21 protein-coding genes are annotated in these 22,329 nt (G+C 71.9%); 10 read left to right on the forward strand and 11 right to left on the reverse strand.

Going from position 1 to position 22,329, the window contains the following annotated elements; all coding sequences use genetic code 11:
- The first annotated feature begins 31 nt into the window (after positions 1-31).
- Complete coding sequence (locus tag CRYAR_RS31065) at positions 32-856, forward strand: AAC(3) family N-acetyltransferase (protein ID WP_211247726.1); 825 nt, start codon at positions 32-34, stop codon at positions 854-856.
- A gap of 38 nt (positions 857-894) precedes the next feature.
- Here the strand turns inward: CRYAR_RS31065 and purU are convergent, their stop codons facing one another.
- On the reverse strand, positions 895-1,755 hold the full coding sequence (gene purU, locus CRYAR_RS31070) for a formyltetrahydrofolate deformylase (protein WP_211247727.1): 861 nt from the start codon (positions 1,753-1,755) through the stop codon (positions 895-897).
- Between the two features lie 74 nt (positions 1,756-1,829).
- Between purU and CRYAR_RS31075 the strand changes: the two genes are divergently transcribed.
- Together CRYAR_RS31075 and CRYAR_RS31080 are read left to right on the forward strand one after the other, a co-directional pair.
- Positions 1,830-2,786 carry a COX15/CtaA family protein gene (locus CRYAR_RS31075; RefSeq protein WP_084701162.1) on the forward strand — a complete coding sequence of 319 codons (957 nt, stop codon included), beginning with the start codon at positions 1,830-1,832 and terminating at the stop codon, positions 2,784-2,786.
- A complete protein-coding gene (locus CRYAR_RS31080; protein WP_157018199.1) occupies positions 2,786-3,355 on the forward strand; it encodes a hypothetical protein in 570 nt (189 codons plus the stop codon). The genes CRYAR_RS31075 and CRYAR_RS31080 overlap by 1 nt, the downstream gene beginning before the upstream one ends.
- Here the strand turns inward: CRYAR_RS31080 and CRYAR_RS31085 are convergent.
- The 3 genes from CRYAR_RS31085 to CRYAR_RS31095 are packed head-to-tail and all read right to left on the reverse strand — an operon-like array spanning position 3,342 to position 5,567.
- Complete coding sequence (locus CRYAR_RS31085) at positions 3,342-4,262, reverse strand: oxidoreductase (protein WP_035856844.1); 921 nt, start codon at positions 4,260-4,262, stop codon at positions 3,342-3,344. The genes CRYAR_RS31080 and CRYAR_RS31085 overlap by 14 nt on opposite strands.
- An 11-nt stretch (positions 4,263-4,273) precedes the next feature.
- On the reverse strand, positions 4,274-4,612 hold the full coding sequence (locus tag CRYAR_RS31090; RefSeq protein ID WP_035856846.1) for a hypothetical protein: 339 nt from the start codon (positions 4,610-4,612) through the stop codon (positions 4,274-4,276).
- Between the two features lie 37 nt (positions 4,613-4,649).
- Positions 4,650-5,567: a heme o synthase gene (locus CRYAR_RS31095; protein WP_425389401.1), complete on the reverse strand. Its 918-nt coding sequence runs from the start codon at positions 5,565-5,567 to the stop codon at positions 4,650-4,652.
- 306 nt (positions 5,568-5,873) lie between these two features.
- Between CRYAR_RS31095 and tkt the strand changes: the two genes are divergently transcribed.
- The 5 genes from tkt (at position 5,874) to pgl (ending at position 12,857) form a co-directional block, all read left to right on the forward strand.
- Complete coding sequence (tkt, locus tag CRYAR_RS31100) at positions 5,874-8,003, forward strand: transketolase (protein WP_035856847.1); 2,130 nt, start codon at positions 5,874-5,876, stop codon at positions 8,001-8,003.
- Positions 8,004-8,018: 15 nt separating this feature from the next.
- On the forward strand, positions 8,019-9,128 hold the full coding sequence (tal, locus tag CRYAR_RS31105; RefSeq protein WP_035856848.1) for a transaldolase: 1,110 nt from the start codon (positions 8,019-8,021) through the stop codon (positions 9,126-9,128).
- A gap of 183 nt (positions 9,129-9,311) precedes the next feature.
- Entirely contained in the window at positions 9,312-11,027 is a 1,716-nt protein-coding gene (gene zwf / locus CRYAR_RS31115) for a glucose-6-phosphate dehydrogenase (protein ID WP_084701168.1), read from the forward strand.
- Complete coding sequence (locus tag CRYAR_RS31120; protein ID WP_035856850.1) at positions 11,024-12,010, forward strand: glucose-6-phosphate dehydrogenase assembly protein OpcA; 987 nt, start codon at positions 11,024-11,026, stop codon at positions 12,008-12,010. The genes zwf and CRYAR_RS31120 overlap by 4 nt, the downstream gene beginning before the upstream one ends.
- Positions 12,011-12,089: 79 nt before the next feature.
- The gene (gene pgl / locus CRYAR_RS31125; protein ID WP_035856851.1) at positions 12,090-12,857 is read left to right on the forward strand and encodes a 6-phosphogluconolactonase; all 768 of its coding nucleotides are present in this window, start codon (positions 12,090-12,092) and stop codon (positions 12,855-12,857) included.
- Positions 12,858-12,900: 43 nt separating this feature from the next.
- Here pgl and CRYAR_RS31130 read toward each other — a convergent pair whose 3' ends face one another.
- The 5 genes from CRYAR_RS31130 to CRYAR_RS48235 all read right to left on the reverse strand — a co-directional run bounded on the left by CRYAR_RS31130 (position 12,901) and on the right by CRYAR_RS48235 (position 16,423).
- A complete protein-coding gene (locus CRYAR_RS31130; protein ID WP_035856852.1) occupies positions 12,901-13,242 on the reverse strand; it encodes an RNA polymerase-binding protein RbpA in 342 nt (113 codons plus the stop codon).
- Positions 13,243-13,319: 77 nt separating this feature from the next.
- Complete coding sequence (gene secG / locus CRYAR_RS31135; RefSeq protein ID WP_035856853.1) at positions 13,320-13,562, reverse strand: preprotein translocase subunit SecG; 243 nt, start codon at positions 13,560-13,562, stop codon at positions 13,320-13,322.
- A gap of 197 nt (positions 13,563-13,759) precedes the next feature.
- Complete coding sequence (locus CRYAR_RS31140; RefSeq protein ID WP_051571171.1) at positions 13,760-15,022, reverse strand: HAMP domain-containing sensor histidine kinase; 1,263 nt, start codon at positions 15,020-15,022, stop codon at positions 13,760-13,762.
- Positions 15,019-15,681 carry a response regulator gene (locus CRYAR_RS31145; protein WP_035856854.1) on the reverse strand — a complete coding sequence of 221 codons (663 nt, stop codon included), beginning with the start codon at positions 15,679-15,681 and terminating at the stop codon, positions 15,019-15,021. Before CRYAR_RS31145 ends, CRYAR_RS31140 begins: the two co-directional genes overlap by 4 nt.
- Positions 15,682-15,769: 88 nt before the next feature.
- Positions 15,770-16,423, reverse strand: coding sequence for a slipin family protein (locus CRYAR_RS48235; RefSeq protein WP_051571172.1), 654 nt, complete (start codon positions 16,421-16,423; stop codon positions 15,770-15,772).
- Between the two features lie 436 nt (positions 16,424-16,859).
- Between CRYAR_RS48235 and CRYAR_RS31155 the strand changes: the two genes are divergently transcribed.
- Positions 16,860-17,762 carry a hypothetical protein gene (locus CRYAR_RS31155; RefSeq protein WP_035856855.1) on the forward strand — a complete coding sequence of 301 codons (903 nt, stop codon included), beginning with the start codon at positions 16,860-16,862 and terminating at the stop codon, positions 17,760-17,762.
- Here CRYAR_RS31155 and dxs read toward each other — a convergent pair.
- Both dxs and CRYAR_RS31165 read right to left on the reverse strand, forming a co-directional pair.
- On the reverse strand, positions 17,736-19,649 hold the full coding sequence (gene dxs, locus CRYAR_RS31160) for a 1-deoxy-D-xylulose-5-phosphate synthase (RefSeq protein WP_211248032.1): 1,914 nt from the start codon (positions 19,647-19,649) through the stop codon (positions 17,736-17,738). The genes CRYAR_RS31155 and dxs overlap by 27 nt on opposite strands.
- A gap of 150 nt (positions 19,650-19,799) precedes the next feature.
- Positions 19,800-20,900 (reverse strand): sugar ABC transporter substrate-binding protein, encoded by a 1,101-nt coding sequence (locus CRYAR_RS31165; RefSeq protein ID WP_211247728.1) that lies wholly within the window; start codon positions 20,898-20,900, stop codon positions 19,800-19,802.
- 246 nt (positions 20,901-21,146) lie between these two features.
- Between CRYAR_RS31165 and CRYAR_RS31170 the strand changes: the two genes are divergently transcribed.
- Positions 21,147-22,328 carry an ROK family transcriptional regulator gene (locus tag CRYAR_RS31170; RefSeq protein ID WP_051571173.1) on the forward strand — a complete coding sequence of 394 codons (1,182 nt, stop codon included), beginning with the start codon at positions 21,147-21,149 and terminating at the stop codon, positions 22,326-22,328.
- Position 22,329 lies beyond the last annotated feature (1 nt).

The following is a 22,329-nucleotide window of genomic DNA, read 5'->3' on the forward strand; positions in this document are numbered from 1 at the left end:
CGTCCCGTCGAATTTCGCAACATCGCCGGCCGTGGACCGCGAGGCCGAGGTCGTGGCCCGCACGCCGGCCCCGCGGACGCGCCGGACGCTCGCCGACGACCTGCGCGCGCTCGGGGTGGAACCGGGCGACGTCCTGCTGGTGCACACCGCGCTGTCGGCGCTCGGCTGGGTGGCCGGGCGCGAGCAGGCGGTCATCCTGGCCCTGCAGGACGCGGTCGGGCCGACCGGCACGCTGGTCGTGCCGACGCAGACCGGCAGCAACTCCGACCCCGCCGAGTGGCACGCGCCGGCCGTCCCGGCGCCGTGGTGGGACGCGATCCGCGACGGGTTGCCGGCGTTCGACCCGGCCCGCACCCCGTCCGACGGCATGGGCTGGCTGCCCGAGACGTTGCGTTCCTGGCCCGGGGCGATCCGCAGCGGGCACCCGCAGACGTCGTTCGCCGCGCTCGGTCCGGCGGCGTCGGCCCTGCTGCGCCGCCACGACCTGGACTGCCGGTTCGGGGACCGCTCGCCGCTCTCGGCGCTGGCCGCGGCCGGGGCCAGGGTGCTGCTGCTCGGCGCCGGCTACGACACCTGCACGGCGTTCCACCTGGGCGAGGCCCGCTCGGCCGGGGCGCCCCGGGAGCGCCTGTCGTGCGCGGCGCTGGACTCCGACGGCGAACGCCGCTGGGTGCGCTACGTGGACGTGGTGGCCGACGAACGCGACTTCGGTGCCCTGGGCGAGGCGTTCGAGGCCACCGGCGCGGTCGCCTCCGGCCCGGTGGGCAGCGCCCGGGCTCACCTCTTCGACCTGGAGACCGCCGCCCGCTTCGCGTCGACGTGGATCCCGGCCAACCGGGCGGGGTGGAGCGGCTAGGCCGTTTTTCCAGGCCGTCGTGGGCGTGGAAACCGGGGCTAGTCGAAGACGACCGTGCGGTCGCCGTTGAGGAGCACCCGGTGCTCCGCGTGCCACCGCACCGCCCGGGAGAGCGCCAGGCACTCCACGTCCCGGCCCACCGCGACCATCTCGTCGGGGCTGTCGGTGTGGTCGACCCGGGCGACCTCCTGCTCGATGATCGGGCCTTCGTCGAGCGCACCGGTGACGTAGTGGGCGGTCGCGCCGATCAGCTTGACGCCGCGCGCGTGCGCCTGGTGGTACGGGCGGGCACCCTTGAAGCTCGGCAGGAACGAGTGGTGGATGTTTATCGCCCGCCCGGCCAGGTGCCGGCACAGGTCGTCGGAGAGCACCTGCATGTAGCGGGCGAGCACGACCAGGTCGATCCGCTGCTCCTCGACCAGCGCACGCAGCTTCTCCTCCTGCTCCGGCTTCGTGTCGGGCGTCACCGGCAGGTGGTGGAACGGCACGTTGTGCCAGCGGGCGAGCGCGGCGAAGTCGGGGTGGTTGGACACGATCGCCGGCACGTCGATCTTCAGCGCCCCGGTCTCGCGGCGGAACAGCAGGTCGTTGAGGCAGTGCCCCTGCTTGCTGACGAGGATCAGCACCCGCGGGCGCACGGCCAGGTCGTGCACCGCCCACTCCATGCCGAACTCGGCCGCGGTCGCGGCGAACTCCTCGCGCAACGCCGCGACGCCCGAGCCGGCCGGCCCGCTGATGTGCACCCGCATGAAGAAGCGGCCGGTGAACGGGTCGCCGAACTGCTGGCTCTCCTGGATGTTGCACCCGGCGCCGGCCAGGCGGCCGGCGACCGCGTGGACGATGCCGGGACGATCAGCGCAGGAAAGCGTCAGGACGTACTGGGGGGACGATTCGGGCACGAGGTGCAGGCTACTCGGCGAGGCCGCCGATGCCGTTCTCGGGGAGAACGTCTACAGCCCATAGAATGCCCGCCATGAGCACCGCGACCGCGCGATCCTCGGCAGCCCAGCCCCCGACCCCGTCGGCCCCGCCCCGGGAGCCGGGGCGGCTCGACCGGCTGCGCGACGCACCGAAGCTCGTGCGGTGGCTCGCGTTCGGCACGATCGTCGGCAACGTCGTCGTCGTGCTCACCGGGGTCGCGGTGCGGCTGTCCGGGTCGGGCCTCGGGTGCCCCACCTGGCCCAAGTGCACCGACGACAGCTACACGAACACACCCGAGTACGGCATCCACGGGTACATCGAGTTCGGCAACCGGCTGCTGACGTTCGTCCTCGCGGCGATCGTCGGCGCGGCGATCATCCTGGTCTGGCTCCAGCGGCGGCGCCGCCGGTCGCTGGTCTGGCTGTCGCTGGCCCAGTTCGGCGGCATCGTCGCGCAGGCGGTGGTCGGCGGGGTCACGGTGCTCACCGGACTCAACCCGTGGACGGTGTCCGCGCACTTCCTCGTCTCGATGGTCCTGATCTACGCCGGCTACGTGTTCTGGCACCGCACCGGCGAGGGCGACGGGCCGCGCGAGTGGCGCGTCGGGGTGCCGCTGCGGTGGCTGGCCCGGGCGATCACGATCGCGGCCGGGCTCACGATCGTGGTCGGCACCGTGGTCACCGGCAGCGGCCCGCACTCCGGCGACGGTGACGCCCCGCGCACCGGGTTCGACCCGGCCCTGGTCAGCCAGCTCCACGCCGACGCGGTGTTCCTGCTGATCGGGTTGACGATCGGCGGGGTGTTCGCGTTCCGCGCGGTACCGGTGGCACGCAACGCCGTGCTCGCGCTGCTCGTCGTCGAGCTGGCGCAGGGGCTGGTCGGGTACGTGCAGTACTTCACCCACCTGCCGGTGCTGCTGGTCGCGCTGCACGTGCTCGGCGCGGCCGTGCTGTGGGTGTACGCGGTGCGGGTGCTGTTCACGGTGCGGGAGCGTCCTACTCTCGCGTAGTGGAGTTAAGACCCGAACAGGGTGGCCGGGGGCGCGGCGTCGCGGCGGTCATCGAAGGTTTCTTCGGCGCGATGTGGTTCGGCTGGGCCACCAGCGACGCGCCGGGCTGGCTGCTGCCGGTGCTGATCGCCGGTTCGGTCGCGGGCCTGGCCGTGGTGGTGCTGGGCGTCGTGCTCGCGAAACGCAGCCCCGCCGGCTCGTCGCCGATGGCCGACCCCGCGGTACGCAAGCGCTACAACATCATCGTCGCGATCGAGTTCGGGCTGATCTTCGCCGGCGCCGCGGTACTCGGGCAGGTCGCCGAGGACTACATCGCGGCCTGGATCGCGCTGATCGTCGGGCTGCACTTCGTGCCGCTCGGCCGCGTCTTCGCCCAGCGGCTGCTCGAGGTCGCGGGCTGGGTGATCACCGCCGCCGCGATCGTGGCCGGGGTGGTCGCGCTGACCACGGACGCCGACACCAGCACGGTCGCCGGCGTGGGAGCGGGCACCACGCTCGTGGTCACCGGCGTGCTGACCGTCCTGGGCGTCCGCGTGTTCGCCGACCGTCAGCCGGTCACGGGAAGCTGACGCCGGTGGCGCGCTCGGAGATGTCCCAGAGCCGCCGGGCGAGCGTCTCGTCGTACCCGGTCGCGGTGTAACGCACCCGCACCGGGTGGCCGCGGTACTCCCCCGGCCCGGACGGCCCGTAGTACTCGCCACCCCCGACGGCCGGGTCGGTCGCCGCACGCAGCGTCGACAGCGCCCCGACCCGGTCGGACTGCCCGAGCACCTTCGTCGCCGCGCTCGACACCCGGGTCCAGAGCGTCGCTCCGTCCGCGCCCGGCCCCGTGGTGACCAGGTTGGTGTCGGTGTACCCGGGGTGCGCGCCGACGCTCAGCGACGCCGCGCCGGCCGCACGCAGCCGCCGGTCGAGCTCGAGCGTGAACCACGCGTTCGCGAGCTTGGAGAAGCTGTACGCGCCGGTCGCGGAGTACGACTGCTCGCTCTGCGGGTCGTCGAGCTGCGCGGCCCGGCCGAACCGGTGCATCACGCTGCTCACCGTCACCACCCGGGCGCCCTCGCGGTCACGCAGTCGTGGCAGCAGCAGGCCGGTCAGCGCGAAGTGACCGAGGTGGTTGGTGCCGAACTGCAGTTCGAAGCCCTGCGCGGTGGTGTGCCGGCTCGGGACGTGCATGATCCCGGCGTTGTTGACGAGCAGGTCGACGTCGTCCGGCGTGGCCGCGGCGAACGCGCGGACCGAGTCGAGGTCGGCCAGGTCGAGCGCGCGCACCTCGGCCGACGCGTCCGGCACCGCCGCGCGCAGGCGCGCGAGCGCCTCGGCACCGCGGCCGGCGTTCCGGACGGCGAGCACCACCGACGCCCCGGCGCGGGCCAGCCCCTCCGCGGTGCGGTAGCCCAGCCCGCTGTTCGCGCCGGTGACGATCGCCACCCGACCGGTCTGGTCGGGCACGTCGGCTGCGGTCCAGCGGGCCATGGCCGGCCTCCTCAGCGCGAGCCGCCGCCACGCGGTGTCCGGTGGCCACCCATGTAGTCCCACTCGTACGAGCCGGTCTTGATGCCGGTAACCAGGTCGCGCTCCCACTCGTCCCGGACCGTGACCCCGGCCTCGGCGCACGCCGCGCGCGCGGCGTCGACGCCCCCGGCGACGACCTGGTCGCCCCACCGTCCGTCATCCCCGACGAGAACGATGCGTGCGCCCTTCTGCCCGAGGTACTCCACCACCGCGGTGGCCCCGCCGTGTGCGCCCGCGAAACTCTTCAGGCGCTTGACGATCGGCCCGATCTTGGGTTGGGGGGTGGTGGTCTCTTCCACGGTCTCCGCCATGGACGCATGTTACCGACCGGTACAGCGAAAAGGCACGTTACGACAGCAGAGCATCGACGGCGACGGCGACGAACAACACGGTGAGGTACGTGATCGAGAGGTGGAACAGCCGCATCGGCTTGACCTTGAGTTCACGCCGCACCTGCGAGTGGAGCCGGTGGGCCTCGAGCAGGAACACCCCGCCGACGACGAGCGCGGTGCCGCCGTAGATCCAGCCGGTGGCCAGCGGCCAGAGCAGCAGCGAGCACACCACCATCGCCCACGAGTACGCGAGGATCTGTCCGGTCACGACCTTGGGCGCGGCCACCACCGGGAGCATCGGCACGCCGGCCTTCGCGTAGTCGTCGCGGAACTTCATCGCCAGCGGCCAGTAGTGCGGCGGCGTCCAGAAGAAGATGACGCCGAACAGCACCAGCGGCGCCCAGTCCAGCGAGTTCGTGACCGCGGCCCAGCCGATCAGCACCGGCATGCAGCCGGCCGCCCCGCCCCAGACGATGTTCTGGCTGGTACGCCGCTTGAGTACGGCGGTGTAGACGAGGACGTAGAACAGGATCGCGGCGAGCGCGAGCCCGGCCGCGAGCGCGTTGGTCTGCCACCAGAGGAAGCCGACCGCGACGACGCCGAGCAGGATGCCGAAGATCAGCGCGTTACGCGGCTCGACGGTGTGCTGGGCCAGCGGGCGACGCTTCGTCCGGGACATCTTCTCGTCGATGTCGCGGTCGAGGTAGCAGTTGAGCGCGTTGGCGCTACCGGCGGCGAGCGTGCCGCCGAGGACGGTCGCCACGATCAGCCAGAGCGAGGGCATGCCCTGCTCGGCCAGGAGCATCGTCGGCACCGTGGAGACGAGCAGCGTCTCGATGATGCGGGGCTTGGTGAGCGCGATGTACGCCTTGACGACGCCCAGCGGCTTCAGCCGCTTCGAGCCACGTGGCCGCTCGAGCTGAACAGTCACGATGACTCCTGGATGCGGGGGGTCACAGCAGACCGTCCACCTTCCGATCGTTCCAGCCGCGCTCCGCCGAAAAACCGGGCAACTGGCCGGGCACTGTCGCGCCTGGGTCATGGTAGACCGCGCCGAATCGTCTACACGCTGTGGGTGGGTGGGACGCGCCGAACGCGGGTCCTTCATTCACACGACACCAACCAGAGACGCGTCGTTACTTACTGGGTGGGTAGGGTTTTCAGAGGAGCCGGTCGCGGAACTCCCCCGGCCGGAACGGCATTCCGTCCTGAGAAGGACAATCGGACGAGGGACAAGCCTGTGAGCAGCTCGGAGAACGACGCAGTACTGGACTGGAACGATCAGGACGGCCGAGCGGTCGACACCGTCCGCCTCCTGGCCGCCGACGCCGTCCAGAAGTCGGGCAACGGCCACCCGGGCACCGCGATGAGCCTGGCCCCGCTGGCCTACCTGTTGTTCAACAAGGTGCTCAAGCACGACCCGACGGACCCCAACTGGACCGGCCGCGACCGTTTCGTGCTGAGCGCCGGGCACTCGAGCCTGACGCTCTACATCCAGCTCTTCCTGTCGGGCTACCCGCTGACGCTGGACGACCTGAAGTCGCTGCGCCAGTGGGGCAGCCAGACCCCGGGTCACCCGGAGCACGGCCACACGCCGGGCGTCGAGACCACCACCGGCCCGCTCGGCCAGGGTGTCGGCAACGCGGTCGGCATGGCGATGGCCGCCCGCCGCGAGCGCGGCCTGTTCGACCCGGACGCCCCGGCCGGTCAGAGCCCGTTCGACCACAACATCTGGGCGATCGCCTCCGACGGCGACCTGGAAGAGGGCATCAGCGGCGAGGCGTCGTCGATCGCCGGCACCCAGCAGCTGGGCAACCTGACGCTGATCTGGGACGACAACAAGATCTCGATCGAAGACGACACGAACATCGCGTTTACCGAGGACGTGGCCAAGCGCTACGAGGCCTACGGCTGGCACGTCCAGACGATCGACTGGGCCGCAGGCGACAAGTACCACGAGGACGTCGAGGCGCTCTGGAACGCGCTGCAGGCGGCCAAGGCCGAGACCAGCCGCCCGTCGTTCATCCAGCTGCGCACGATCATCGGCTGGCCGGCACCCAAGCTGCAGGGCACCGGTAAGGCGCACGGCGCCGCGCTGGGCGAGGACGAGGTCAAGGCCACCAAGGAGATCCTGGGCTTCGACCCGGCGCAGTCGTTCGCGGTGCCCGAGGCCGCGCTCGAGCGGGCCCGCGAGGTCGTGGCCCGCGGCCGGGCGAACCACGAGGCCTGGGACACCGAGTTCGCGAAGTGGGCCGAGGCCAACCCGGAGCGCAAGGCGCTGTTCGACCGGATGGCCACCCGCACGCTGCCCGAGGGCTGGGCCGACAAGCTGCCGTCGTTCCCGGCCGACGCCAAGGGCGTCGCCACCCGCAAGGCGTCCGGTGACGTGCTCACCGCGATCGCGCCGTCGCTGCCGGAGCTGTGGGGCGGTTCGGCCGACCTGGCCGAGTCCAACCTCACCACGCCCAAGGGCGAGCCGTCGTTCCTGCCGCCCGACCGCCAGACCAAGATGTTCAGCGGCGGCCCGTTCGGCCGGGTGCTCCACTTCGGCATCCGCGAGCACGCGATGGGCTCGATCCTCAACGGCATCGCGCTGCACGGCGGCACCCGCCCCTACGGCGGCACGTTCCTGGTCTTCAGCGACTACATGCGACCGGCGGTCCGGCTCGCGGCGCTGATGAAGCTCCCGACGATCTACGTCTGGACGCACGACTCGATCGGTCTCGGCGAGGACGGCCCGACGCACCAGCCGGTCGAGCACCTCACCGCCCTGCGGGCGATCCCGGGCCTCGACGTCGTCCGCCCGGCGGACGCCAACGAGACGGTCATCGCGTGGAAGCAGGCGCTGGAGCACACCGACCGGCCGACCGCGCTGGCGCTGTCACGGCAGAACCTGCCGACGTTCGACCGCACCAACGGCGAGTACGCGCCGGTGGAGAACGCCGCGAAGGGCGCCTACGTGCTGGCCGAGGCCAGCGGCGGCACCCCGAAGGTGATCCTGCTGGCCACCGGTTCCGAGGTGTCGATCGCCGACGAGGCCCGCAAGCGCCTGGAGGCCGAGGGCACCCCGACGCGGCTGGTGTCGGTGCCCTGCATGGAGTGGTTCGAGGCGCAGGACGAGTCCTACCGCGAGTCCGTGGTGCCGCGGGGCGTCAAGGCCCGGGTCAGCGTCGAGGCCGGCATCGCGATGTCGTGGCGCGGCCTGATCGGCGAGTCCGGTGAGTCGGTCTCGATCGAGCACTTCGGGGCCAGCGCGCCGTACACCGTGCTCTACGAGCAGTTCGGTTTCACCCCCGACCGCGTCGTCGCGGCCGCGCACGCCAGCCTCACCAAGGTCGGCGCCATCACCGGCAGCCCGACCGGTAACTGAAGGAAGGACGCCCACATGTCCGATGCACTCGCTGACCTGTCCGCCGCCGGCGTGGCAGTGTGGCTCGACGACATCTCCCGCCAGCGACTCGTCAGCGGAAGCCTGGCGAAGCTGGTCGAGGAGAAGCACGTCGTCGGGGTCACGAGCAACCCGACGATCTTCGCCAAGGCGCTCGAGGACATCGACACCTACTCCGAGACGCTGACCGACCTCAAGGCCCGCAAGGTCTCGGTCGACGAAGCGATCCGGATGGTCACCGCCACCGATATCCGCGACGGTGCCGACCTGCTGCGCCCGGTCTACGACGCCACCGACGGCGTCGACGGCCGCGTCTCGCTCGAGGTCGACCCGCGCCTGGCGCACGACACCACGGCGACGATCGCCGAGGCCAAGGCCCTCTGGTGGCTCGTCGACCGGCCGAACGTGCTGATCAAGATCCCGGCCACGAAGGCCGGTCTGCCGGCCATCACCGCCGCGCTCGCCGAGGGCATCAGCGTCAACGTCACGCTGATCTTCAGCCTCGAGCGGTACGGCGAGGTCATGGAGGCGTTCGTCGCCGGCGTCGAGAAGGCCAAGGAGAACGGTCACGACCTGACGAAGCTCGCGTCGGTCGCGTCGTTCTTCGTGTCCCGGGTCGACTCCGAGATCGACAAGCGCCTGGACAAGCTCGGCTCCGACGAGGCCAAGGCGCTGCGCGGCAAAGCCGCGATCGCGAACGCGCGCCTGGCCTACCGCGACTACGAGCAGGTCTTCTCCACCGACCGGTGGAAGGCGCTCGCGGAGGCCGGCGCGAAGCCGCAGCGTCCGCTGTGGGCCTCCACCGGCGTCAAGGACCCGGCCTACGACGACACGCAGTACGTCGTCGAGCTGGTCGCCCCCGGCACCGTGAACACGATGCCGGAGGCCACCCTCAAGGCCGTCGACGACCACGGTGTGGTCCGCGGCGACACGATCACGCCGTACTACGCCGAGGCCCAGGCCACGCTCGACGCGCTGGCCGGCATCGGCGTCGACTACGACGAGGTCGTGAACCTCCTCGAGAAGGAGGGCGTCGAGAAGTTCGAGCAGTCCTGGACCGAGTTGCTCGACTCGGTGAAGAAGCAGCTCTCCGCGGTAGATGCCTGAGTTCAGACGTTCCACCGCCGGCCCCGGCACGCGCGAGTCGCGTGCCGGGGTCGACGTCACGCTCGCCCCCTCGCCGGCCGCTGCGGCCGGCACCTTTTCGGACCCGGGCGGCCGCCCGCGTGTCCGGCTTCACCTCGCCGACCGGGCCGCCGGCCCGGCCCAGCTCCTTTCCGAGGCGGTGCGATGACCAAACCGGCCGCGGACGCACCCGAGGCGTCCGCCACGACTCCCGAGACCATTGACGCCGGGGCACCGCCGCCCGGCACGCCCGCCGAGGGCTCCCCGGCGACGAACACGGCTCCACCCGGAGAGCTCGCCGAGAGCTCCACCGCCACCGACCCGATCCCGCCGGGGCAGCTCACCGCCACGCCCGGCGGCCGCGCGGCCAACCCGCTGCGTGACGCGGCCGACCGGCGCCTCCCGCGGGTACCGGAGCCGTGCGCGCTGGTGATCTTCGGCGTCACCGGAGACCTGTCCCGCAAGAAGCTCATCCCGGCGATCTACGACCTCGCCAACCGCGACCTGCTGCCGCCCGGCTTCGTCGTCCTCGGGTTCGCCCGGCGCGACTGGGGCGACGGGGAGTTCGAGGAGGTCGCCCGCGAGTGGGCCAAGAACGGCGCCCGGACGCAGTGGCGTGAAGACGCCTGGGAGCGCCTGAGCGAGAACATCAAGTTCGTCGCGGGTTCGTTCGACGACGACGACGCGTTCGACCAGCTGCACGCCACGCTCAAGGAACTGCACGACGAGCACGGCATCCTCGGCAACGCCGCCTTCTACCTGTCGATCCCGCCGTCGCTGTTCCCGGTCGTGCTCAACCAGATCGAGCGCACGAAGATGGCCGACACCACGACCGACGGCGGCTGGCGTCGCGTCGTCGTGGAGAAGCCGTTCGGCCACGACGTCGAGTCGTCGAAGGAACTCAACCGCCTGGTCGACAACGTCTTCTCGCCCGAGAACGTCTTCCGCATCGACCACTACCTGGGCAAGGAGACGGTTCAGAACCTGCTGGCGCTGCGCTTCGCCAACCAGCTGTTCGAGCCGATCTGGAACGCCCACTACGTGGACTCGGTGCAGATCACGATGGCCGAGGACGTCGGCATCGGTACCCGCGCCGGGTTCTACGACAAGACCGGCACGGCCCGCGACGTCATCCAGAACCACCTGCTGCAGCTGCTCGCGCTGGCCGCGATGGAAGAGCCGGTGAGCTTCACCGCCGACGCGATCCGCACCGAGAAGCTCAAGGTGCTGCACGCGACGAAGCCCCCGGCCGACCTGGAGCACGACGCGATCCGCGGCCAGTACGAACAGGGCTGGCTGGCCGGTCAGCGGGTGCCGGGCTACCTCCAGGAGAAAGACATCCCGGAGGACTCCACCACCGAGACCTACGCGGCGATCAAGCTGGGCATCCACACCCGGCGCTGGGCCGGCGTGCCGTTCTACGTCCGGGCCGGCAAGCGGCTGCCGCGCCGCGTCACCGAGATCGCGGTGCTGTTCAAGAAGGCGCCGCACCTGCCGTTCGCGAACACCGACACCGAGGCGCTCGGCCGCAACCAGCTGGTGATCAAGGTCCAGCCGGACGAGGGCATGACGCTGAAGTTCGGCTCGAAGGTGCCCGGCTCGGCGATGGAGGTCCGCGACGTCGCGATGGACTTCCTCTACGGCGAGGCGTTCACCGAGTCCTCGCCCGAGGCCTACGAGCGGTTGATCCTCGACGTCCTGGTGGGCGACTCGACGCTGTTCCCGAACGCCGACGAGGTCGAGGCCAGCTGGGTCGTCATCGACGCGCTGGAAGACTTCTGGCAGGGCACGACACCGCACAGGTACCGGGCCGGAGAGTGGGGCCCGCGGGCCGCGGACGAGATGCTGGAGCGCGAAGGCCGGAACTGGAGGCGACCGTGACGACACTCTGGGACACCACCGGCACCGACGTGGTGAGGGCACTCGGCGAGTCGCGGCGGGCCGCCGGGTTCGTCGCGAGCGGCGTCGCGCTGACGCTCGTCGTCGTGGCGAACGAGAAGCACGTCTCGGCCGCCGAGGAGGCCGCCAGCGTGGCGGCCGCCGCGCACCCCTGCCGCCTGCTGATCGTCGTGCGGCGCCAGATCGACGCCCCGATGCCCCGCCTGGACGCCGAGATCTCGGTGGGCGGGCGGCTGGGCCCCGGTGAGGCCGTCGTGATGCGGATGTACGGCCGGCTGGCGCTGCACGCCGAGTCGGTCACGCTGCCGCTGCTCGCGCCGGACGTCCCGGTCGTGACCTGGTGGCACGGCGAGCCGCCGGAGAGGATCGCGTACGACCCGCTCGGCGTGTTCGCCGACCGCAGGGTCACCGACTCCCGCGAGTCGGCCGACCCGATGAACTGCCTGCACGCGCGGGCCGAGGACTACGCCCCCGGCGACACCGACCTGGGCTGGTCGCGCACCACGCCCTGGCGGACGCTGCTGGCCGGTGCGTTCGACACGGTCACCGGGCGCCCGAAGTCGGTGACCGTGGTCGCCGCGCCGAAGAACGTCACCGCGACGCTGCTGGTCGGCTGGCTGAAGGCCCGGCTCGGGCTGCCGGTCGACGTGCAGGAGACCGCGAAGCGCGGGATCGGCGAGGTCACGATCGAGATCGACGACGGCACCCGGATCCAGGTGACGCGGCAGGACAGCAACCACGCGGTCCTGCGCCGCACCGGTGTCCCCGACCGGATCCAGCCGCTGGCCCGCCGCACGCTCGGCGAGCAGCTCGCCGAGGAGATCAAGCGGCTCGACCCCGACCAGCCCTACGGCGAGGCACTCGGCGCGGCCACCGGCCTGACCGGGCTCAACAACCGCTCGCCGTTCCGTTCCCACGTCTGGAAGGACCCGATGCCCACCGCCGCCCCCGCCACCCCCTCGTGACCGTGTACCCCGGCACCCTCCTCCGCTCCGCTCCTCGGTCGCCAGGGCTCCCTGCGATGCTCACTTCGGAGGGCGCCTCATGACGGTCGGCGAACTGTCCGTCGTCGTCCACCGCGACGCCGAGGTCCTGGCCGCCGCGGCGGCGGCGCGGCTGATGGTGCGGATCGTCGACGCGCAGCACGCCCGTGGCCGCGCGTCGATCGTGCTGACCGGGGGTGGCGTCGGCATCGGCACGTTGAAGGCGCTGAACGCGAGCCCGGCCCGGCACGCGATCGACTGGGGCGCTCTCGACATCTGGTGGGGTGACGAGCGGTTCGTCGCGCCCGGCGACCCGGAACGCAACGAGCGGCAGGCCGACGAGGCGCTGCTCGACCACGTCCCGGTGGACCCGGCGCGGGTGCACCGGATGCCCGCCGACACCGGCGGATCGCCGGAGAGCGCGGCCGAGCAGTACGCGGACGAACTCTCGAAGGCCGCCCGCGCCGGGGCCGACCTCCCCCGGTTCGACGTGCTGATGCTCGGCGTCGGGCCGGAGGGTCACGTCGCGTCGATCTTCCCGGAGTCCCCGGCGGCCTACGACGAGGGCCTGGTCACCGCGGTGCGCAACTGCCCGAAGCCGCCGCCGACCCGGGTCTCGCTGACGTTCGGCACGATCACCAGCGCGGACGAGGTGTGGCTGCTGGCCGCGGGCGAGGGCAAGGCCGAAGCGGTCGGGCTCGCGCTGGCCGGCGCCGGGCGCGTGCAGATACCGGCGGCGGGGGCGCGCGGCGGCGTCCGCACGCTGTGGCTGGTGGACGAGGCCGCGGCCGTGAACGTGCCGCCGGAGCTGCGTCTACGCCGGTCCTGAAACGGAGAACCCCCGCCCGGAAGGGCGGGGGTTCTCGGTTGGATCATTCGCCGCGGCGCGCGCGGACCTTGGCCAGAGCCTCTTCGAGGATCGCCTCGCCGTCCGCATCGCTACGCCGTTCACGCACGTAGGCCAGGTGCGTTTTGTACGGCTCGTTACGCGGAGCCGCCGGAGGAGCTTCCCGGTTCTTCCCGGCGGGCAGCCCGCAGCGCGGACAATCCCAGTGCTCCGGCTCCGCCGCCTCGACCGCGAACGACACACGGGTCATGTGCCCGTTCGCGCAGTAAAAGGGGATGTGACGGCGGGGCGCTGATTCCCCCCGCTCCGCCTCACCCATCGGCCCCGCACCGACGCGGGTACCTCGGATGGCATTTCCACCAGCCACGGTTACAGCGCTCCGTTCCTTCCCAGAGGGGGTGGGGGTGGGTTGATCGCTGTCGACGGACCGACCGCAGCCCGGACTCAGGCGCCGGCGGTCGACTTCAGCAGCAACCCGAGCGTGATGATGCACGCCAACCAGATCACGCCGGTAGCGATCGTGATCCGGTCGAGGTTCTTCTCCGCGATCGAGGAGCCGGAGAGGTTCGAGGACACCCCGCCGCCGAACATGCTGGACAGGCCTCCACCCTTACCGCGGTGGAGCAAAATCAGCAGAATCAGCGCCAAGCTCGTCAGGACGAGCACGGTCGACACGGCGATGGTCATTGCGGGTGGAGGTTCCTCTCGCTCTCGCGGGGGTCGTCAACACAGGCCCGGTTCTCCGGAGTGCCGCGCTGGGGCCGCAGCACCACTCGCACAGGATAACTGCCGCGACGGCGGAGACGCGCCATGGTCACCATCCACCCCGTTTTTCCACCGACGATGCAGCCGTTTTCGGGTTCGGACCACCCGATGGGTTGAGTTCAGCGGGGCTGGGGCCGAGCCACCCCGCGCACGCGTGCCGGGGCGGGCTCGCGGGCCGGAGCGGTGAGCGTGGCCGCGACCGCCGGATCGGCCGCCGGGATCAACACGGTCACCTCCAGGCCGCCTCCGGGCCGGGCGACCGCCTGCACGGTGCCGCCGTGCGCACCGGCCACCGCGCGCACGATCGACAGGCCCAGGCCGGCTCCGCGCGTCCCGGTACGTTCCACCCCGCCGCGCCGGAACGGCTCGAACAGCCCCGGGACCTCGCGCTGGTCCAGTTCCGGCCCGTCGTTGGCCACCACCAGCCAGGCCTGCCTGCCGTCACCGCCGGTGCGCACGTTCAAGACGCCGTGGGTGACGTTGTAGCGCACGGCGTTCTCGACGAGGTTGCCGGCCAGGCGCTCCAGCAGGCTGGGGTCCCCGATCACGACGGCCGGGGCGAAATCCGTGCTGACCTGCAGCGAGAGCCGCTCGGACTCGGCCTTCACGGCGGCCAGGGTCGAGGGCACGCCGCGCGCGAGGTCGACCGGGACCTGCTTGGCCAGCCGCCCGGTCTGCGCCTCCGTGCGGGCCAGCAGCAGCAACGCCTCGATCAGCTCGTTCGCCCGGCTGGACGCGTCACGCACGACCGTGCCCATCCGGCGCAGGTCGTCGACGGTCGCGTCCGGGTCGGCCATCGTCACGTCGATCTCGGTGCGCATGACCGCGAGCGGCGTCCGCAGCTCGTGGCTGGCGTTGGCGACGAATCTCTTCTGGCTGCCGAACGCGGCCGACAGCCGGTCGAGCATGCTGTCGAACGTATCGGCGAGCTCCTTGACCTCGTCGTCGGGGCCGGTGTGGTGCAGCCGGTGGTCGAGCGTCTCGGTGGACAGCCGCCGCGCGGTGGCGGTGACCTGGTGCAGCGGACGCAGGGCCCGGCCGGTCAGCAGGTGGCCGCCGACGACGCCGGCGACCCCGATCGCCAGCAGCGCCAGGAAGCCCTTCACCATCAGCTCGGTCGTCGTGGTGGACGCCATGCTCGCCTGCCACGCGGTGGCGCTCTCGGTGTGCGTGCTGCCGTCGGCGTCGACGAGCGTGACGCTGGAGCCCGGCGCGAGCTGGTCGGTGGACATCAGCTGGTCGCGGACCAGGAGCCAGGCCAGGACGAGCAGCAGCAGGCCCGCACCGAAGAGCAGGACGCCGTTGAGCAGCGTCAGCCGCAGCCGCAGCGTCGGCCGCAGCCGCGCCGGCGCCGGGCCGGTCGTGGCGCCGTAGACCGTCATCTCGGGGTCACCCGGTAGCCGGCACCGACCACCGTCTCGATCAGCGGCGGGTCACCGAGCTTCTTGCGCAGCGTCATCATCGTCACCCGCACGGTCGTGGTGAACGGGTCGGCGTTGGCGTCCCAGACGCGTTCCAGCAGTTCCTCGCTGGAGACGACCGCTCCCCGCGCGGAGAGCAGCACCTCGAGGACGCCGAACTCCTTGCGGGTGAGGTCGACCGGGCGGCCGGCCCGGCTGACCACTCTGCGGGCCGGGTCGAGCTCGACGTCGCCGACGGTCAGCACCGGGGGCGCCGGCGGCGTGGCCCTGCGCCCGAGCGCACGCACCCGGGCCACCAGCTCCTCGAACGCGAACGGCTTGGCCAGGTAGTCGTCGGCGCCGATACCGAGACCCTCGACGCGGTCGGCGACCGTCCCGCTGGCGGTGAGCATCAGCACGCGGGTGAGCGACCCGGAGGCCGCCAGCTCGGTGCAGATCACGTCGCCGTGGACGCCGGGCAGGTCGCGGTCGAGCACGACGACGTCGTAGCGGGTGACGGTGGCCATCTCCTGGCCGTCGGTGCCGTTGTACGCGGTGTCGACGGCCATTCCCTCACGGCGCAGCCCGCGCGCCACCGCGTCGGCCAGGTTGCGCTCGTCCTCGATCACCAGCACCCGCACGTCCGTGCCCCTCACCATCGTTCAGAACTTCCGTCACGACGGTAAGCGGTCGGGTCACGCCGCGGCCAGGATGCCGCGGCGTGACCACTCAATTACCCGGTGGTTCGAGCACGATCGTGGTGCCGGGTCCGCCGGCCACCTGCAGCGTGCGCAGGTGCAGCAGTGCCGGGTGCTCCTCGAGCAGCCGGGCGGTGTTCGCCAGCGCGCGCAGCGCCGCCGCCTCGCCCCGGGCCCGCTCGAGGTCGGCGCGGGCCCGCTCGGTGGCGAGGGCCGTCTCGGCGTACGCGCGCCGCAGCTCCGCCCCGAGCATGAGGTCCTTGACGTCCACCGCGTCGACCGTGACGCCGAGCGGCTCGGTGGCCGCGGCCACCGTCGCCGTCAGACCCTCGCCGAGGGCCGCACGATCGCGCAGGGCGTCCGCGAGGGCCAGGACGGTCACCCGGTCGCGCAGCGCCGCCTGCACGGCCGCGTAGAGCATCTGAAGGGCGTCGGTGGCGGCCGCGTGGAACGCCGCCGGGTCGGCCACCCGCCACCGGACCGTCGCGCTCACCTTCACGGCCAGCCCGTCGGCGGTGAGCAGTTCCTGGCCGGGCACGGTCAGCAGCTGCGGCCGCAGGTCGACCGGGAACAGCTGGGTCCGGCGGCGCCGGTAGGTGTGCCGCCCCGGCCCGAGCACCGGGCCGGCCACACCGTCCCGATAGGTGACCACACGCTCGTACTCCATCACGGTGACCTTGGCCATCGTCGCCTCCTTCGGCCGGTGTGGACACGGGCCCGCGACCTCCGACGCGGTGGTGGGGGCATTCGCCTGTGGAGCGAGCCCGCAGGACCACCGAACCGGGGGTTCGGCCACGGACCCGTGCCGGGATGGGGTTGAACCCCTGCTGGGTGTTATGAGCACCTGGAGAGGAGCGCCTACCCGCGGGACGAGGCCGGTGATACCGGTTCGCCGCTGGCCACCCCGGAATGACGGTAAGCCGGACCGGGCGAAGCGGCAATTGATAAACGGTGCATCACGACTTCGCACGGGCCCCACGACGTATGCCCGATACGTCCACGTTGGACATCGTCTGTCGCCGACCGTGCGTGAAGCGGCGTCGGCGCGGTGTGGTATCGATCGCGGGGTGCGCATGCTGTCGACTCCCCCACCACCGCCCCCATCGACCCCGACACCACTCGTGGGCCTCGATGCGGTCCCGTGGAACCGGCTGCACCACGCCTACGGTTCCGCCACGGACGTCCCCGGGCACCTGCGATCGTTGCGGTCGAGCGACCCCGACGTCCGGCAGAACGCCTGCGCGGCGCTGCTCGGCACCGTCTACCACCACGGGACCCGCTGGCAGGCGACCCGTTACGTGGTGCAGTTCGTCGTCGGGCTGGTGGAGGCGCGGGACACCCCCGACCGCGCGGTGCTGATCGGCCTGCTGCGCGCGCTGTCGGTCGGCGACCGCGAGGACGGCGAACTCCCGTTCTCGTCCGCGGCCGCGTTCGCGGCGGCGAGCGGCGTCACGTCGGAGACCGAGCGCACGGTGCTCACCTGGCTCTACGACGAGGAGACCCGTCCCGACGAGGCGCAGCTCGCCGCCACCGACGCGGTGGCCGCCTACTGGGCCCAGGCGGCCTACGAGGCCGGCGCACGGCACGGCTACCGGTACCTCAACTGGCTCTCCGACCCCGACCCCGCGGTCGCCGCCGGCGCCGCCGAGCTGCTGGTCTGGTTCCCCGAGACGCCCGGCATCGTGCCGTCACTGCTGGCCGTCCCGGCCGACGACGCGCACGCGCTCGCCCGCTCGTCGGCGAACCTGAGCCTCGGGCACCTGGCCCGCAGCGCCGAGGGCGGGAACGTCGAGATCGACTCCCGGCTGGTCGACCTCCTCGGCGCACCGCACGTCACGGTCTCGCTGACGGCCGCCGTGGCACTGGCCTACCGGCACGGCACCTCGCTGCCGCCCGGGGCGCTCCAGGTGCTCCAGAACGCCCGCAACCACAAGGTGGGGCGTCGCGAATGGGCCGACAGCTGGCCCTGGGACCGGCCGCCGGCCGCGTTCGCCGAACTAGCCCTCCGCCGGGCGACCCGCTGAGAACGACTCGTCGGTGGGTTGCTCGGCCAGGGAGGCCACCCACTCGGTGATCCGGCGGGCGACGTCCTGCGCGGTGAGCCCCAGGTCGGCCAGGATCTCCGAGCGGGAACCGTGCGGGTGCCACGCGGCGGGCACGCCGATGTCGCGCACCGGCACCGACACCCCGGCGTCGGAGAGGGCCTGCACCAGCGCGGTGCCGACGCCCCCGGCGCGGACGCCGTCCTCCAGCGACACGACCAGGGCCGCGTCCTTCGCGAGCGTCACGAGCGCGTCGTCGACCGGGCGCACCCAGCGCGGGTCGACCACGGTGACGCGGATCCCGTGCTCGGCGGCCCGCGCGGCGACCTCGACCGCGGTGTGCGCGAACGCGCCGACCGAGACCAGCAGCACATCGGGCTTCCGGCCGGCGTCGACGAGCACGTCGACCCCGCCGACGCGCGCCACCGCGGGCAGGTCGACCGGCACCGCGCCGGTCGGGAACCGCACCACGGTCGGTCCGTCGGAGACCGCCACGGCCTCGCGGAACTCCTCGCGCAGGGTCGCGGCGTCACGCGGGGCCGCCACCCGGATCCCGGGCACCACGCCGAGGATCGACAGGTCCCAGATGCCGTAGTGGCTCGGCCCGTCGGGGCCGGTGATGCCGGCCCGGTCCAGCACGAACGTCACCGGCAGGCCGTGCATCGCGACGTCGAGCAGCGTCTGGTCGAACGCGCGGTTGAGGAACGTGGCGTACACCGCCACCACCGGGTGCATGCCGCCCATCGCCAGGCCGGCGGCGGAGGTCACCGCGTGCTGCTCGGCGATGCCGACGTCGAACGCCCGCTCCGGGTACTTCTCCGCGATCCGGTTGATGCCGGTCGGGATCGCCATCGCGGCCGTGATGCCGACGACGTCCGGCCGCTCGTCGGCGACCGCGACCAACTCCTCGGCGAAGACCTTCGTCCACTTCAGCGCCGGAGCCGCGAGCGGCGTGCCGGTCGCCGGGTCGAACGCGCCGGGCCCGTGGAAGTTGTCGGCCTCGTCGGCCTCGGCCGGCGCGTACCCGAAGCCCTTGCGGGTGACCGTGTGCACGATCACCGGGCCGCCGAACGACTTGGCCCGGCGCAGCGCCGACTCGAGCGCGCCCAGGTCGTGCCCGTCGACCGGGCCGACGTACTTGAGGCCGAGGTCCTCGAACATGCCCTGCGGGCTGATCGCGTCCTTCAGGCCCCTCTTGACGCCGTGCAGCGCGTCGTAGAGCGGCGCACCGACCAGCGGGGTGCGCGAGAGCGAGTCACGCACCAGGTCGAGCACGCGCTCGTACCCGGGGTTGAGGCGCAGCGTCGCGAGGTGGTTGGCCAGGCCGCCGATCGTCGGCGCGTAGGAGCGGCCGTTGTCGTTGACCACGATGACGACCTGCCGGTCCTTGCCCGCGGCGATGTTGTTGATCGCCTCCCAGCACATACCGCCGGTGAGCGCGCCGTCACCGACGACCGCGACCACCGCCCGCTTCTCCTCACGCAGCGCGAACGCCTTGGCCAGGCCGTCGGCGTAGGAGAGCGCGGTGGAGGCGTGCGAGTTCTCGATCAGGTCGTGCGGCGACTCCGCCCGGCTGGGGTAGCCGGAGAGGCCACCGCGCTGGCGCAGCTTCTCGAAGTCCTGCCGACCGGTGAGCAGCTTGTGCACGTAGGCCTGGTGACCGGTGTCGAACAGGATCTTGTCGGTCGGCGAGTCGAACACCCGGTGCAGCGCGATCGTCAGCTCGACCGCACCGAGGTTGGGGCCGAGGTGACCTCCGGTGCGTGACACCTTGGCCACCAGGAAGTCACGGATCTCCGCGGCCAGCGTGGGCAAGGCCTCCGCGGGCAGGGCCCGCAGGTCCTCAGGAGTGGACACGCTGGCCAGCAGCTCATGGGCCTGGTCGGTCACGGTGGCGGCAACTCCTCGCGCTGCGGGGTGTGGGGGGCGAGGTTTTCGAGTCTAGCTACGCCCTGCTCATCTGCATCTCGAGCCCGGTGACGCGCACAGAAACTTCACAAAACGAAAGGCCTCGGGCCGTCACTGCAGGCCGGCCGCCTTGCAGGCCGCCGCGTAGTCGGCGGTGCAGATCTGCGCCACCGTGTAGAACTGGTCGTTGACCACGGTGTTCTTGATGTTGTCCTTGGTGACCGCGATCGGGGTCAGCAGCACCGACGGCACCTGCTTGGCGCCGTTGTCGACCTTCGAGTCGGCGCCGACGACGTCACTGCCCAGGACCAGGGCCACCGCCATCTCGGCGGCTTTCTCGGCCTCCGGCTGGATCGCCTTGTACACGGTCATGTACTGGTCGCCGTTGATGATCCGCTGGATCGCGGCGAGCTCGGCGTCCTGGCCGGTGACCGGCGGGAGCGGGCTGACGCCGGCGGCCTTCATGGCGGCGATCGCGCCACCGGCGGTGCCGTCGTTCGCGGCGTAGACGCCGACGAAGCCGTCCTTGCCCAGCGTGGAGATCTGGCCGTCCATGAACGTCTGGGCGTTCTCCGGCTTCCACTCCGGCGTGAAGTAGTCGTCGGTGGGCCGGAGCGTGAAGCCCGACGTGCTCAGCACCGACTTCGCGCCCTTGTTGAACAGCCGCGCGTTGTTGTCGGTCGGCGAACCGTTGATCATGACGACGGTGCCGCTCGTCGTGCCGTCTTCCTTGAGCTTGTCGACGAGCGAGGTGGCCTGCAGGGCACCGACCTTCTCGTTGTCGAACGAGATGTAGTAGTCGACGTCCGCGCCGGTGACGAGCCGGTCGTAGGAGATGACCGGGACCTTCTTGGCCTTGGCCGCGCGGACGATGGTGGCGGCCGCGGCCCCGTCGACCGGGTCGAGGACGAGCACCTTGGCGTCGTCGTTCAGCGCGGACTCGGCCTGCTGCTGCTGCGTGTCGGTCTGCTGGTTGGCGTTGCTGTACACGACCTCGCAGCGGGCGCAGAGCGCCTTGACCTTCGCCTCGAAGAGCGGCTTGTCGAACTGCTCGTACCGGGTCGTCTGCGATTCCGGGAGCAACAGGGCGATTTTGGCGGTGTCGCTGCTCCGGTCCGAGTCGGAGCCCTCGTCCGAGCTCTCGCAGGCCGTCGTGCCGAGCGCCAGCAGCACGGCGGCGGCAACAGCGACGCCGCGACGCAGAGTGAACACCAATCCTCCCGATGGGAACGCCACGGTAACACCGGATCGACGCGCAGGGCCGATGGTCTGCACCTTTCGCTTCGGACGCGGGTTCCGTCAAGGAGCACCCATAACGGTTTGGTTTCGTCACAGACCCGACAGTCAGCTGGATCGATAAAGGCGGCGAATGCCTCTAATCTCGCAGTTGAAGCCGCAGGGAGTGACCGGGTTTTGTGTCGCGTTGACAGAACTGACGACACGCCCGAATATTCCTCCATGACTGACCAGGTGTCCGGTGTCATCGCGCTGGGCGGAAACCAACGCCGCCTCGCCGATGCCCTGCGGGCGATGGGACCGAGTACCCGAGCGGATCTGGCCGCGGCGACCGGTCTCTCCAGAGCCACCGTCTCGACTACGCTGAGTGATCTCGCGGACGTCGGCCTGGTCGTCGAACCCGGGGGCACCGCACCCGCCGGGCCCGCCGGTGGGCGGCCCGCGGCCGTCGTCCAGCTCGCGCCCGGAGCGGGCGTCGTCGCCGGGGTGGACATCGGGCGGCGGCACGTGAACGTCGCCGTCGCCGACCTCGCGCACACCGTCATCGCCGAGCGTGGCGAGCGACTCGCGCCCGACGGGGAACCCACCGCCGAGCACACGCTCGACCTCGCCGCGTCGCTCGTCGTCGCGGCGGTGGAGGAGTCCGGCCACCGCATGGCCGACGTCATCGGCGTCGGCCTCGGTCTGCCGGCTCCGGTCGTGAGCGGCACCGGGCTGCTCGGCGCGTCGAACATACTGCCCGCGTGGGCCGGGCTGGCCCCGTCACTCGAGCTCGGGCGGCGTCTCGCCCTCCCCGTCCACGTCGAGAACGACGCCAACCTGGGCGCGCTCTCCGAGCACACCTGGGGCGCCGGGCGTGGCAGCGAAGCACTCGTCTACCTGAAGCTCGGCACCGGGATCGGCGGCGGGCTCGTCGTCGGCGGCCGGTTGTTCCGCGGTATCTCCGGCACCGCCGGGGAGATCGGCCACCTGAGCCTGGACGCGGCCGGCGACGTGTGCCGGTGCGGCAACCGCGGCTGCCTCGAGCTGGTGGCCGGCGGGGCGGCGCTGGTCTCGGTGCTGGGACGCGGGCGACCGGAGGTGCGGACGCTGGCCGACGTCGTCCGGCTGGTCGCCGACGGTGACGCCCCGTGCCGGCGGATCGTCTCGGACGCCGGCACCGCGATCGGCATCGCGCTCGGCGGCCTGGTCAACCTGCTCAACCCGGACCGGGTCGTGGTGGGCGGCGAGCTGGCCGCCACCGGCCGCGTCCTGCTCGATCCGCTGCGCCACGCGCTGGGCCGCAGCGCGGTGCCGTCGGCCGTCGACGCGGTGGACGTGGTGCAGGGCACCCTGGGCGGGCGCGCCGAAGCCCTGGGCGCGGTGGCCCTGGTCCTGCGCGAACCCTCCCCCGCCGTCCCCTGAG

Origin of the sequence: Cryptosporangium arvum DSM 44712 (genome assembly GCF_000585375.1) — a bacterium.
GTDB classification, from domain to species: Bacteria; Actinomycetota; Actinomycetes; order Mycobacteriales; family Cryptosporangiaceae; genus Cryptosporangium; species Cryptosporangium arvum.

What these genes read in the sequence shown, in the direction of transcription:
- CRYAR_RS31075 (WP_084701162.1), top strand. Translation starts at nt 1,830, where the DNA reads ATGAGCACCGCGACCGCGCGATCCTCGGCAGCCCAGCCCCCGACCCCG.
- CRYAR_RS31085 (WP_035856844.1), bottom strand. Translation starts at nt 4,262, where the DNA reads ATGGCCCGCTGGACCGCAGCCGACGTGCCCGACCAGACCGGTCGGGTG.
- CRYAR_RS31090 (WP_035856846.1), bottom strand. Translation starts at nt 4,612, where the DNA reads ATGGCGGAGACCGTGGAAGAGACCACCACCCCCCAACCCAAGATCGGG.
- tal (WP_035856848.1), top strand. Translation starts at nt 8,019, where the DNA reads ATGTCCGATGCACTCGCTGACCTGTCCGCCGCCGGCGTGGCAGTGTGG.
- zwf (WP_084701168.1), top strand. Translation starts at nt 9,312, where the DNA reads ATGACCAAACCGGCCGCGGACGCACCCGAGGCGTCCGCCACGACTCCC.
- pgl (WP_035856851.1), top strand. Translation starts at nt 12,090, where the DNA reads ATGACGGTCGGCGAACTGTCCGTCGTCGTCCACCGCGACGCCGAGGTC.
- secG (WP_035856853.1), bottom strand. Translation starts at nt 13,562, where the DNA reads ATGACCATCGCCGTGTCGACCGTGCTCGTCCTGACGAGCTTGGCGCTG.
- CRYAR_RS31140 (WP_051571171.1), bottom strand. Translation starts at nt 15,022, where the DNA reads ATGACGGTCTACGGCGCCACGACCGGCCCGGCGCCGGCGCGGCTGCGG.
- CRYAR_RS48235 (WP_051571172.1), bottom strand. Translation starts at nt 16,423, where the DNA reads ATGGCCAAGGTCACCGTGATGGAGTACGAGCGTGTGGTCACCTATCGG.
- CRYAR_RS31170 (WP_051571173.1), top strand. Translation starts at nt 21,147, where the DNA reads ATGACTGACCAGGTGTCCGGTGTCATCGCGCTGGGCGGAAACCAACGC.